This window comes from Seonamhaeicola sp. ABD4_340 (assembly GCF_056312135.1).
Genome location: NZ_CM149981.1, coordinates 1,768,681 through 1,780,925 on the forward strand (window position 1 = coordinate 1,768,681; position 12,245 = coordinate 1,780,925).

Below are 12,245 nucleotides of genomic sequence, written 5' to 3' on the forward strand. Positions count from 1 at the left end.
GAAAGCGAAAAAGAAAAAATGTCAGCAAGTTACGTTCAAATAGATCCAAAAGACAACGTTGTTGTAGCTATTACACCTTTAGAAAAAGGATTAAAAACACAAGTAGCAGGTAAAACAGTTGTTTTAAAAGAAGATATTAAACAAAAACATAAATATACTTTAAACGATTTTGAAGTAGGCGATCAAATTTACATGTACGGTGTTTTAATTGGTAAAGCAACACAGCCAATTAAAGCAGGTTGTGCTATAACTATTGATAATGTTAAGCATGCTTCGGCAGCGTTTCAAGACACCAAAGAAGCTTACAGTTGGTCTGCGCCAGATATTTCAAAATTTGAAGGTAGAACTTTTAACGGCTTTCATAGAGAAGACGGTAAAGTAGGCACTGCCAATTATTGGTTGGTAATTCCTTTAACGTTCTGTGAAAACAGAAATGTTGACGTTTTGGAAGGTGCACTTTCTGAAAAATTAGGCTATCAAACAAAAAAAGATTTTGCCGTAAATACCGATGCTTTAATTGAGCAGTACAAAGCAGGAGCATCAAACGACGCCATTTTAAATACACCAATTATTACTACAAAAGAGGAAATGACTAAAAACAGATTGTTTCCAAATGTAGATGGTATAAAGTTTTTAAAACACGATGGTGGTTGTGGTGGTATTCGTCAAGATTCTGAGGTTTTATGCCAATTATTAGCAGGATATATTTCAAACCCTAACGTAGCAGGTGCAACTATTTTTAGTTTAGGTTGCCAAAATGCACAAATAAGCATGTTGCAAAATGCCATTGATGCTATTGCACCAAACAATACAAAACCAGTTCATTATTTAGAGCAACAACAAAGCTCAAGTGAGCGAGCTTTAATTGAAGAAGCTGTAAAACATACCTTTTTAGGTTTAGTTGAAGCTAATAAATTAGAACGAAAACCAGCACCGTTAAGTAAATTAGTTTTAGGTTTAGAGTGTGGCGGATCAGATGGTTTCTCAGGCATTTCTGCAAACCCTGCACTTGGTTATGCCTCAGATTTATTGGTTGGTTTAGGTGGTTCGCCTGTTTTAGCAGAGTTCCCCGAACTAAATGGTGTAGAGCAAGAGTTAATTAATAGATGCGAAACTGAAGAAGATGCTAAAAAGTTTTCAGGTTTAATGAGAGCTTATTCAGCAGCAGCAGTTGCTGTAGGGTCTGGTTTTGAAAACAACCCTTCACCAGGAAACATAAAAGATGGCTTAATTACAGACGCTATGAAATCTGCAGGCGCAGCAAAAAAAGGCGGTACATCGCCCGTGGTTGAGGTTTTAGATTATGCCGAACAAGTAACAAAACCAGGTTTAAATTTATTGTGCACACCAGGTAATGATGTAGAGTCAACCACAGGTTTAGTTGGTTCTGGTTGTAACGTGGTGGTGTTTACCACAGGTTTGGGTACACCAACAGGCAACCCGGTTGCACCTGTTTTAAAAATGTCTAGTAATACTAATTTATATGAACGTATGAATGATATTATTGATATTAACGCAGGTACCGTAATTACCGGTGAAGATACTATAGAATCTATGGGCGAAAAAATTCTAGATCACGTTATTAAAGTAGCTAGTGGCGAGGTACCATCAAAAGCGGTACTGCATGGAAATAACGATTTTATTCCTTGGAAAAGAGGCGTTTCATTATAATAAACAACAAAATAATTTTTAAAGCTAGAAGCTAAAGGCTAATAGCAAAAAGCTAACAGTAATGAATTCATTAAATAGAAATACAGCATCTGTAAACACATATACAGAAAGAATAGTTCAATTTGGAGAAGGTAACTTTTTAAGAGCTTTTGCCAATTGGATGATACATGAAATGAACAAAAATGCTAGTTTTGATGCTGGCGTTGTGGCAGTACAACCAATAGACCAAGGATTGATTAAAATGCTAAACGATCAAGATGGTTTGTACACACTTTACCTTAACGGTATTAAAAACGGTGAAGCTATTAGCGAACATCAAATTGTAGATTGTATTCAAAGAGGTATTAATCCGTATGAAAATCCAGCCGATTATTTAGCAATAGCTGAAAATCCAGAACTTCGCTTTGTAATTTCAAACACTACCGAAGCGGGTATTGCTTACAATGCTGATGATAAATTAGATGATGCGCCACAATCAAGCTTTCCAGGTAAATTAACAGCACTTTTATACAAGCGTTTTCAAACCTTTGGCGGCGCTTCAGATAAAGGAATGATTATTATTCCTTGTGAATTAATAGATAGAAACGGCGATAACCTAAAACGCATCATACTTCAATATGCAAATGACTGGAATTTAGGTGCTGAATTTACAGAGTGGATTAACGAAGACAATATTTTCTGCAACACTTTAGTAGATAGAATTGTGCCAGGGTATCCGCGTGATAAAATGGATAAAATTACCGAAGAATTAGGCTATAAAGATAATTTAGTAGTTGAAGGTGAACAGTTCCATTTATGGGTAATTGAAGGACCAGAAGCTGTAAAAGAAGAAATTCCTGCTGAAGCCTGCGGTTTAAATATTGTTTTTACAGATAATATGGAGCCTTACAGAACACGTAAAGTGCGTATTCTTAATGGTGCGCACACCAGTTTGGTGCCTGTTGGTTATTTGTATGGTATTGATAAAGTGCGCGAATCTTTAGAAGATACCGTTGTTGGTGGTTTCTTAAAAGATGCCATTTTTGAAGAAATTTGTCCGACTTTAGATTTGCCTGAAGCAGAACTAAATCAGTTTGCTAATGATGTTATTGACAGGTTTAGAAACCCATATTTAGAGCATGCTTTAATAAGTATTTCATTAAATTCTACGTCAAAATATAAAACAAGAGTTTTACCATCTGTTTTAGAATATATAAAAAGAAAAGATGCATTACCACAACGTTTACTGTTCTCTTTAGCGGCGTTAATAGCATTTTATAAAGGCGATAGAAATGGTGAAGATATTCCGTTAAAAGATGACCAATCAGCATTAGATTTCTTTAAAGATCAATGGGCAACTGGAGATATAGCTGCTGTTGCGAAGGCAACACTTGAAAATGCAAATTTCTGGGGAGAAGATTTAACACAGTACAACGGGCTTTTAGAAAACGTAACTAAAAACCTTGAAAATATTGTGAATAATGGAATGAAAATAACTTTAGAAAATTTTGTAAAGTAAGCAATGGTAATAGATTCGCACCAACATTTCTGGCACTACGAACCTAAAAAGCACGAATGGATTGATGAGTCTATGAAAGTGATTCGTCGTGATTTTTTACCATCAGATTTAAAACAAGTTTACACTGAAAACGGTATTGATGGTTGCGTAGCTGTTCAAGCAGATCAAACTTTAGCGGAAACCGATTTTTTAATACAACTTTCAAAAGAAAATAGTTTTATTAAAGGGGTTGTTGGTTGGGTAGATTTAAGAAGTGATACTGTTGAAAGTACTTTGGAAACCTACGCTAACACTAATGTTTTAAAAGGTTTTAGGCATGTTGTGCAAGGTGAAGCAGACCATAATTTTCTATTACGCCCAAATTTTTTAAGAGGAATTTCGGCGTTAGAAAAACATAATTATACGTACGATATTTTAATATTTCCACACCAATTAGGTGCAGCTTTAGAGTTTGTTAAACGTTTCCCAAACATGCGTTTTGTAATAGATCATATAGCAAAACCGTACATAAAAGATGGGTTTTACAACGGTTGGGCAACTTTAATGAAAGAAATAGGAAAGCATGATAACGTATACTGTAAAGTATCTGGTATTATTACTGAAGCCGATTTTAACTCTTGGACTCCACAGCAAATTAAACCCTATTTAAATCTGGTTTTTGAAGCCTTTGGGGCAGACAGAATTATGTTTGGTTCAGATTGGCCAGTGTGTTTAGTAGCCGGAAATTATAAACAAGTAAAAGCATTAATTACAAATTTTATAGAAAACTTAACAGCCAATGAGCAAGCAAAAATCATGGGGCAAAACGCTATAAAATTTTATAACTTATAGAATATGGATTTAGGATTAAAAGATAAAGTTGTTGTTGTAACAGGAGCAGCTGGTATTAAAGGGAGCATTGGCGAAACTATTGTTCAAGCATTAGCTAATGAAGGCGCAACACCTGTTATTGTTGATAGAAACGATAGAGGTTTTGGCTACGCCGAAGCATTACAAACTAAAGGCATTGATAGTATTTTTATAAAAACAGATTTATCTGATTATACACAAATTGAAGCGGCAGCTAAAAAAATTGAAGAAAAATACGGTAGAGTAGATGCACTAATTAATAATGTTGGTGTTAATGATGGTGCAGGCTTAGATGCTTCAATGGATGATTTTATGTATTCGTTAAAGCTAAATATGGTTAGCTTTTTTGCCATGACTAAATTCTGTTTACCAATGATTAAAAAGGTAAAAGGGAATATTTTAAACGTAGGCTCAAAAGTAGCGTTAACTGGCCAAGGCGGTACATCGGGTTATGCAGCATCAAAAGGTGGTGTATTAGGTTTAACAAGAGAATGGGCGGTAGATTTAATTAAAGAAGGCATACGTTCTAACGCCATAATTATTGCCGAAAGCTGGACGCCAGCTTATGATAATTGGATTAAAACTTTAGAAAATGGTGAAGAAAAACTAAAATCTATTGTTAAAAAAATTCCTTTAGAAAACAGGATGACAACACCACAAGAAATAGCAGACCAATGTTTGTTTGCCATTTCAGAAAAGTCATCTCACACCACAGGGCAGTTCATTACTGTAGATGGTGGCTATGTGCATTTAGACAGATCTTTATTAACCGAATAAAACATTTGTTGTCAATTAAAAGACAAAGAAGCCAAAATATATCTTTTGGCTTCTTTATTTTGCAATAAGTAATTCTAACTAATTAAACTAAAAATGGATAAACTAAAAAAAATACCAGTTGTTAAAAAGGAGTTGTTATTTCCTTTTATAATTATAACATCATTATTTGCCCTTTGGGGAATTGCCAACGATTTAACAAACCCAATGGTTTCGGCATTTAAAAAAGTAATGCCAGAATTATCAAACGTACAAGCATCATTGGTGCAATTTGCATTTTATTTTGGGTACTTTTTTATGGCATTGCCTGCAGCACTTTTTATTAGAAAATACAGTTACAAATCTGGAATCATTTTAGGGTTATGTTTATATGCCATTGGTGCATTTTTATTTTATCCGGCAGCAGCAAATGAAGAGTTTAATTACTTTTTAATTTCATTATGGGTTATTACATGTGGTTTAGCTTTTTTAGAAACCACATCAAATCCATTAATTTTAGCATTAGGCGATAAAGAAACAGCTACACAACGTTTAAATTTAGCACAAGCTTTTAACCCTATAGGTTCGTTAACAGGAATGATAATTGCTCAAGTTTTTGTAATTGGCGCTTTACGTTCAGATGATTATACAGCAGAGGCTTATAACGCTTTATCTTCGGAAGAAATAGCTGTTATTAGAGAAAATGATTTGGGCGTTATTAGTGTGCCATATATTGCTTTAGGTGTTTTAGTATTGGTTATTATGGGAATTATTATTGCTACAAAAATGCCTAAAACAGCTGATGATGATAAAATGTCATTATCAGAATCTTTCAAAAAATTATTTGCTAACAAAAATTACATACAAGGTGTTTTAAGTCAGGCATTTTACGTGGGTGCTCAAATTATGTGTTGGACCTATATTTTTCAGTATGTAGATAATTTAAATATTACCAACGGTACTGAGTATACGGCAACATACTTTAACATTGCTGCAATGATTTCATTTTTATGTGGCCGTTGGATTGGTACAGCTTTAATGAAAAAAATAAACCCATCAAGATTATTAATGTTATTTGGTATTGGTGGTGTTGTAATGTGTGCAGGTGCCATTTTATTACCAGGTATAGCAGGTTTATTATCGTTAGTTGGTATTTCAGTATTTATGTCTATTATGTTCCCAACTATTTATGGTATTGCCTTAAAAGATATGGGTGACGAAGCTAAAATTGGTTCAGCAGGATTAGTTATGGCCATTGTTGGTGGCGCTTTAATGCCAGTGGCGCAAGGTGCTATTTTAGATTGGGGTGGCGATGGTTTTGCCGATGTACAAGTATTAGGTTTTATACCAGAGGTTAACTTTTCGTTTATTTTACCTCTAATATGTTTAGCTGTAGTTGCATTATACGGTTACGCTAGTTACAAAAGAAATTTAAAAAACTAAAAAATGAGCACAAAAAGATATTGTTATTCTTGCGATTTAAAAGATAACCCAAAACTAATTGAAGAGTATAAAGAATACCATGCAGCAGGTAATGCGTGGCCCGAAATAACTAAAAGTATTAAAGATGCTGGTATTGTTGATATGCAAATATACTTAACAGGTAACCGCATGTTTATGATTATGGAGGTTAATGAAACGTTTGACCCCGTAAAAAAGGCCGAAATGGATTCCAATAACCCAAAAGTGCAAGAATGGGAAAAACTTATGTGGAATTACCAACAAGAATTACCTTGGGCTAAACCAGGCGAAAAATGGATTGAACTTGAAAAAGTATTTCAATTAGTTTAAAATATAATTTATAATCTGAAAAGCATTTATTTTTAATAAGTGCTTTTTTTAATCATTTTTTCTTTGAAAAATTATTTCACATTATTAGTTGTTTGTTTGTTTTTATTGTTTAGCTGTAAGTCTGAAAATAATCAAAAACAAGTTGAGACTTTAAAACAAGAACAGTTAGTAATAGGGAAACAAATTTCAAAGATACATTGTTCTAGATGCCATGAGTTTCCCCAACCTCAGGTAATGCCAAAAACATATTGGGATGAAGTTCTTCCTATAATGGGGTTTCATTTAGGAATAAGGCCTAAAGGAAAAGTATTAAGTGATTTTAATAATGAAGTAGCATATCAAAGACTATCAAAATCAGGCCTTTTTCCAGAAAAACCATTAATAACACAAGATGAATGGCAAGCTATATTAAACTATTATAAACAAAACGCACCCATACACCTATCAGATACTTTACAGCCAAAATTTAATAAGCAACTAAAACTCTTCAAAAAAGAGGTGTTACCATGGAAAACTCCAGGTGAAGGTCTTACCTTTCTTGATTTTGAAAGTAATACTTTTAAGCTTGGTTATAACTCGCAAAATGAGCAGTCTTATTACACTAATATAGATCTAACCGGAAAAATTTTAAAAAATTATAAATTAAATTTTCCGTTAGTTGATGTTGAAAAAAACGCTGGCACAGAACTATTGTTAAGCATGGGGCGCATGTATAATGTAGATGAACCAACTGGTAGCCTATCTGCACTCAATAATACAATAAAACCTTTTTTAAACAAACTACAACGGCCTGTAGATTTTAAAATAGAGGATTTTGATAACGATAAATCTATGGATATATTAATAACCGAATTTGGCAAATATTTAGGCGGTATTAATATATATTCAAACAAGGGTAAATTTGTTAAAACTAATATTTATAATAAACCCGGGGCGATTAATATTATTTTAAGAGATGTTAATAATGATGGGTTGAAAGATTTTTACGTACTAATAGCTCAAGAAAATGAAGGCATATATCTTTTCGTTAACAAAGGCAATTTAAAGTTTGAAAAGCAACAAATTATAAGTTTACCACCATACTACGGAACTACACATTTTGAATTATTAGATTTTGATAACGATGGTGATGACGATGTTGTTTGTTCAAGTGGCGATAATGACGATTTTACAAGTCCATTAAAACCATTTCAAGGAATTCGAATTTTTAAAAACAAAGGAAATAATAATTTTGAACAAGTTTGGTTTTTTAAACAAAAAGGAGCTTATGGCACTACCTGTGCCGATTTTGATAATGATGGTGATATTGATATAGCGTCCATAAGTTATTATGCTTCACTGGAAAATAAAGATAACGAAGCTTTTTTATATTTTGAAAATATAAGTAATGCCGCTAATCCATGGAAGTTTAAGGTATATGCTCCATTAAAAACAAAAAATAATTGTTTTATGTTAATTAAAGCAAAAGATGTTGATGCTGATGGTGACTTAGATATTCTATTAGGAAGTAATTCTAGTATATTCTCAAATAATGTGAAGTCTGAAATAAATAAGCAATGGATTGAAACGGGAGGAGCCATTACAATTTTAAAAAATACAACCAATAAATAAAGTTTAAGTTTTTTATAAAACCTTATAATCAAATTTTTGAATGATAATTTAGTTGTAAATCGAATTGGTGAAATTATATTGTTTTGTAATAACAAAAAAAAAGCAGCCTTTTGGCTGCTTTATGTTTTAGTTAAAGGTTAATTGTAATTAGTGACCTGTAACTTCTTTAATTTTATCTTTAGTTGCATTTGCAGCATTATCTACAGCTTCACCAGCAGCATCAGCAGCATCGTTTACAGCTTCTCCAGCGGCATTAGCAGCATCACCTGCAGCATCAACAGCGTCTTCAGCAGCTTCTTTTACAGAATCTGCAGCTTCACCGGCAGCGTTTGCAGCATCATTTGCAGTTTCTTTAGCAGCATCAGCAGCATTACCAGCAGCTTCTTCAATTGCATTACCTGCTTTTTTTGTCTCTCTACAAGAAGTAAAAGTTACACCTAAAGCCAATACTAAAGCTGTGCTTAAAATTAGTTTTTTCATGATTTTTCGTTTTAGTGTTAATTAAGATTTGTGATAAATATAAAAATTTATTTAACTATATACGTAAATAATTAAGAATTTGGATTACCGCTCCTTTATTATTTTTTATATAATCTAAATTTTTAGACCCTGCTTTTTCACAAAAGTCACTATTAGTGATTAGCTTGTTTAAATTAGAAAATAATTCTTGCTTATTAGCTACAGAGAACATACCACCAAAGGTAATCATTGCCTTTGCTTCAGGAAATTTATCATAATTTTTCCCAATAATAATGGGTACACCAAAAACGGCGGGTTCTAATGTATTGTGTAAGCCTGTATTACCCATTGCACCACCAACATAGGCAATATTTGCATAATTGTAAATTTTGCTTAGTATACCTATGGTGTTTACAATAAACACTTGGGCATTTTGTAAATTACTATTATCTTTTTCAGTAAATAAAACAGTTTTGGTTTGTAATTGCGTCTTTAGGTTGTTTATTTGGTTGAGTTTTATATTGTGTGGTGCAATTATAAATTTAACGTTTTTATACTTGGTGTTGTTTATAAAATCAATTAATAGGGTTTCGTCTTCAGGCCAAGTACTACCGGCAACCACACATAATTGATTGTTTTTAAAAGTTTCAATAAAATTGAGTGTATTGTTTTGCTGTAATTGGCTGTAAACCCTATCAAAACGCGTATCGCCGGTAACAGTAGCATTTTTGTAGTTTATAGAGTTTAATAGTTTTTTTGAAGTTTCGTTTTGTGTAAATATATGGTCAAAAGCAAAAAGCGCATTTTTTAATTTTTTGCCATAAAATTTAAAATAAGATTGATTAGCCCTAAAATTAGCCGATATTAAAATGGCCTTTAATTGCTTTTCTTTTAAGGTGTTTAAAATATTAGGCCAAATATCATACTTTACAAAAATGGTTAATTCAGGTTTTACAACATTAATAAATTTAGTTGCATTTTTAAGCGTATCTAAAGGTAAATACACAACAATATCTGCAATTGGGGTGTTTTTTCTAATATCGTAACCTGAAGGAGAAAAAAAACTTAGTACAATTTTATGGTTATTATAATGTTTTCTAAGTTCTTTAAAAACAGGAAGTCCTTGTTCATATTCGCCTAAAGAGGCGCAGTGAAACCAAAGTGTTTTATCTCCAGGTCTTAAATGTGTTTTAAGCAAATTAAAGGTTTGTTTTCGGCCATATACACCACGCTTAATTTTATCATTAAAAGGCGCTAAACATTTTAACCCAAAACCAGCTAAATTGATACCAATGTTGTAAAGAAAACTCAATATTATTTGTTTGTTGCTAAAATACATTTCTTTACGTAATTTCATTGGTTTACCTACACGATTTTTTGTAATTTCGTAGTGTAAAAACTCAATAAAAGAGTTCTAATTTTTTCAGATGAAGAAGATTCAAATGGTAGACCTCAAAGGTCAGTACAACGCTATAAAAGACGTTGTAACCCCTTCTATACAACAAGTTATTGAAACCACATCATTTATAAACGGACCAAAAGTTCATGAATTTCAAAAAAATTTAGAAAACTATCTTGGTGTAAAACATGTAATACCATGTGCAAATGGTACAGATGCTTTACAAATTGCTATGATGGGGCTTGGTTTAAAACCAGGTGATGAGGTTATAACGGTTAATTTTACTTTTGCTGCTACCGTAGAGGTTATTGCGCTTTTAAACTTAACACCCGTTCTAGTAGATGTAAATGAAGATGATTTTAATATAAATATTGAAGCTCTAAAAAAAGCCATTACACCCAAAACCAAAGCCATTGTGCCAGTACATTTGTTTGGTCAATGTGCTAATATGGAAGCTGTTATGCAAATAGCAAAAGCACATAACTTGTTTGTTATTGAAGATAATGCACAAGCTATTGGTGCAAATTACACGTATGAAAACGGTACAAAGGTAAAAGCAGGAACCATTGGTCATGTTGGGGCAACATCATTTTTTCCTTCAAAAAACTTAGGATGTTATGGTGATGGCGGTGCTATTTTTACAAATGATGATGATTTAGCACATACCATTAGAGGCATAGTTAATCACGGTATGTACGAGCGTTACCATCATGATGTTGTTGGCGTAAACTCAAGATTAGATAGCATTCAAGCAGCTGTTTTAGATGCAAAATTACCAAAGCTTGATGGCTATAATAAAGCACGACAAACTGCTGCAAAAAAATATAATGAGGCTTTTAAAGGAGTGGACACTATTATTACACCATCTATAACAGGTGGTTGTGGAGAAAATATATGCGATACTTGTGATTGCCACGTGTTTCACCAATACACACTTAAAATTAAAGGCGGAAAAAGAGATGCTTTAGTGGAGCATTTAAATGAAAATGGCATACCATGTGGTGTTTATTACCCAATACCATTACACAAGCAAAAGGCCTATGCAGATGCACGATATAATGAGGCCAATTTTACAGTAACAAATCAACTAGTTAAAGAGGTTATTTCATTGCCAATGCATACAGAGCTAGATGATGAGCAAATAGAACATATTACATCAACCGTTATAAAATTTGTCAATGGATAAAATACTAGTTACAGGAGGTTTAGGCTTTATAGGCTCACACACCGTAGTAGAATTACAAGAAGCAGGTTATGAAGTTGTTATTATTGATGACTTATCAAACTCTTCAGAAAAAGTATTAGATGGTATAACTGCCATTACTGGAAAAACACCAATTTTTGAAAAGATTGATTTAAAAGAAAAAACCGATGTTGAGGCGTTTTTCAAAAAACATAATGACGTTAAAGGCGTTATTCATTTTGCGGCAAGTAAAGCTGTGGGCGAAAGTGTAAACGAGCCGTTGTTATATTATGAAAATAATATTGGAACACTTGTTTACCTACTAAAAGAATTAAAAAAATTACCTGAAGCTAGCTTTATTTTTAGCTCATCATGTACCGTTTACGGGCAAGCAGACGAGTTGCCAATTACTGAAAGTGCACCAGTAAAACAAGCAGAATCTCCTTACGGAAACACAAAACAAATAGGCGAAGAAATTATTAGAGACACCTGTAAAGTAGTGCCAACTTTAAAAGCCATTGCTTTACGTTACTTTAATCCTGTTGGGGCGCATGCATCTACTGAAATTGGAGAGTTGCCAATTGGTGTGCCACAAAATTTAGTGCCTTTTATTACGCAAACAGCTATTGGTATTAGAGAACAATTATCTGTTTTTGGCGATGATTACCCAACTCCTGATGGCACCTGCATAAGAGACTATATTCATGTGGTAGATTTAGCTAAAGCGCACGTAGTAGCACTTGAAAGATTGCTTAAAAATAATAACAAAGAACCATACGAAACGTTTAATTTAGGAACAGGAAAAGGCAGCTCTGTTTTAGAAGTTGTTAATGCTTTTGAACGTGTTTCTGGAGAAAAATTAAATTATAAAATTGTTGGTAGAAGAGAAGGCGATATTATTTCGGCGTATGCTGATACCAATAAAGCTAAAGATGAATTGGGCTGGGAAACTAAGTTATCATTAGATGATGCAATGCTTTCAGCTTGGAAATGGGAACAAAAAGTAAGAGGAAATTAAAACTCACAAATAT

11 protein-coding genes are annotated in these 12,245 nt (G+C 33.1%); 9 read left to right on the forward strand and 2 right to left on the reverse strand.

What is annotated here, in order from left to right; genetic code table 11:
- The first annotated feature begins 18 nt into the window (after positions 1-18).
- The 7 genes from ACYX4H_RS07665 (at position 19) to ACYX4H_RS07695 (ending at position 8,173) form a co-directional block, all read left to right on the forward strand.
- The gene (locus ACYX4H_RS07665) at positions 19-1,671 is read left to right on the forward strand and encodes a UxaA family hydrolase (protein WP_476238593.1); all 1,653 of its coding nucleotides are present in this window, start codon (positions 19-21) and stop codon (positions 1,669-1,671) included.
- Positions 1,672-1,732: 61 nt separating this feature from the next.
- Complete coding sequence (locus ACYX4H_RS07670) at positions 1,733-3,169, forward strand: tagaturonate reductase (protein ID WP_476238594.1); 1,437 nt, start codon at positions 1,733-1,735, stop codon at positions 3,167-3,169.
- A gap of 3 nt (positions 3,170-3,172) precedes the next feature.
- Positions 3,173-4,000 carry an amidohydrolase family protein gene (locus tag ACYX4H_RS07675; RefSeq protein ID WP_476238595.1) on the forward strand — a complete coding sequence of 276 codons (828 nt, stop codon included), beginning with the start codon at positions 3,173-3,175 and terminating at the stop codon, positions 3,998-4,000.
- A gap of 3 nt (positions 4,001-4,003) precedes the next feature.
- Positions 4,004-4,795, forward strand: a complete 792-nt coding sequence (locus tag ACYX4H_RS07680) for an SDR family oxidoreductase (RefSeq protein ID WP_476238596.1) — start codon at positions 4,004-4,006, stop codon at positions 4,793-4,795.
- Between the two features lie 93 nt (positions 4,796-4,888).
- Complete coding sequence (gene fucP / locus ACYX4H_RS07685) at positions 4,889-6,214, forward strand: L-fucose:H+ symporter permease (RefSeq protein WP_476238597.1); 1,326 nt, start codon at positions 4,889-4,891, stop codon at positions 6,212-6,214.
- Between the two features lie 3 nt (positions 6,215-6,217).
- Positions 6,218-6,562 (forward strand): L-rhamnose mutarotase, encoded by a 345-nt coding sequence (locus ACYX4H_RS07690; protein ID WP_476238599.1) that lies wholly within the window; start codon positions 6,218-6,220, stop codon positions 6,560-6,562.
- A 234-nt stretch (positions 6,563-6,796) separates the two neighbouring features.
- Complete coding sequence (locus ACYX4H_RS07695) at positions 6,797-8,173, forward strand: FG-GAP repeat domain-containing protein (RefSeq protein ID WP_476238600.1); 1,377 nt, start codon at positions 6,797-6,799, stop codon at positions 8,171-8,173.
- 147 nt (positions 8,174-8,320) lie between these two features.
- On the opposite strand, the gene ACYX4H_RS07700 is transcribed toward ACYX4H_RS07695, so the two are convergent.
- Together ACYX4H_RS07700 and ACYX4H_RS07705 are read right to left on the reverse strand one after the other, a co-directional pair.
- Positions 8,321-8,653 carry a hypothetical protein gene (locus tag ACYX4H_RS07700; RefSeq protein ID WP_475294635.1) on the reverse strand — a complete coding sequence of 111 codons (333 nt, stop codon included), beginning with the start codon at positions 8,651-8,653 and terminating at the stop codon, positions 8,321-8,323.
- Between the two features lie 55 nt (positions 8,654-8,708).
- On the reverse strand, positions 8,709-9,989 hold the full coding sequence (locus tag ACYX4H_RS07705) for a 3-deoxy-D-manno-octulosonic acid transferase (protein ID WP_476238602.1): 1,281 nt from the start codon (positions 9,987-9,989) through the stop codon (positions 8,709-8,711).
- A gap of 70 nt (positions 9,990-10,059) precedes the next feature.
- Between ACYX4H_RS07705 and ACYX4H_RS07710 the strand changes: the two genes are divergently transcribed.
- Together ACYX4H_RS07710 and galE are read left to right on the forward strand one after the other, a co-directional pair.
- Positions 10,060-11,217 (forward strand): DegT/DnrJ/EryC1/StrS family aminotransferase, encoded by a 1,158-nt coding sequence (locus ACYX4H_RS07710; RefSeq protein WP_476238604.1) that lies wholly within the window; start codon positions 10,060-10,062, stop codon positions 11,215-11,217.
- A complete protein-coding gene (gene galE, locus ACYX4H_RS07715) occupies positions 11,210-12,232 on the forward strand; it encodes a UDP-glucose 4-epimerase GalE (RefSeq protein ID WP_476238605.1) in 1,023 nt (340 codons plus the stop codon). Before ACYX4H_RS07710 ends, galE begins: the two co-directional genes overlap by 8 nt.
- Positions 12,233-12,245: the final 13 nt, after the last annotated feature.

What these genes read in the sequence shown, in the direction of transcription:
- ACYX4H_RS07675 (WP_476238595.1), top strand. Translation starts at nt 3,173, where the DNA reads ATGGTAATAGATTCGCACCAACATTTCTGGCACTACGAACCTAAAAAG.
- ACYX4H_RS07690 (WP_476238599.1), top strand. Translation starts at nt 6,218, where the DNA reads ATGAGCACAAAAAGATATTGTTATTCTTGCGATTTAAAAGATAACCCA.
- ACYX4H_RS07705 (WP_476238602.1), bottom strand. Translation starts at nt 9,989, where the DNA reads ATGAAATTACGTAAAGAAATGTATTTTAGCAACAAACAAATAATATTG.
- ACYX4H_RS07695 (WP_476238600.1), top strand. Translation starts at nt 6,797, where the DNA reads ATGCCAAAAACATATTGGGATGAAGTTCTTCCTATAATGGGGTTTCAT.
- fucP (WP_476238597.1), top strand. Translation starts at nt 4,889, where the DNA reads ATGGATAAACTAAAAAAAATACCAGTTGTTAAAAAGGAGTTGTTATTT.
- galE (WP_476238605.1), top strand. Translation starts at nt 11,210, where the DNA reads ATGGATAAAATACTAGTTACAGGAGGTTTAGGCTTTATAGGCTCACAC.
- ACYX4H_RS07670 (WP_476238594.1), top strand. Translation starts at nt 1,733, where the DNA reads ATGAATTCATTAAATAGAAATACAGCATCTGTAAACACATATACAGAA.
- ACYX4H_RS07710 (WP_476238604.1), top strand. Translation starts at nt 10,060, where the DNA reads ATGAAGAAGATTCAAATGGTAGACCTCAAAGGTCAGTACAACGCTATA.
- ACYX4H_RS07665 (WP_476238593.1), top strand. Translation starts at nt 19, where the DNA reads ATGTCAGCAAGTTACGTTCAAATAGATCCAAAAGACAACGTTGTTGTA.
- ACYX4H_RS07700 (WP_475294635.1), bottom strand. Translation starts at nt 8,653, where the DNA reads ATGAAAAAACTAATTTTAAGCACAGCTTTAGTATTGGCTTTAGGTGTA.
- ACYX4H_RS07680 (WP_476238596.1), top strand. Translation starts at nt 4,004, where the DNA reads ATGGATTTAGGATTAAAAGATAAAGTTGTTGTTGTAACAGGAGCAGCT.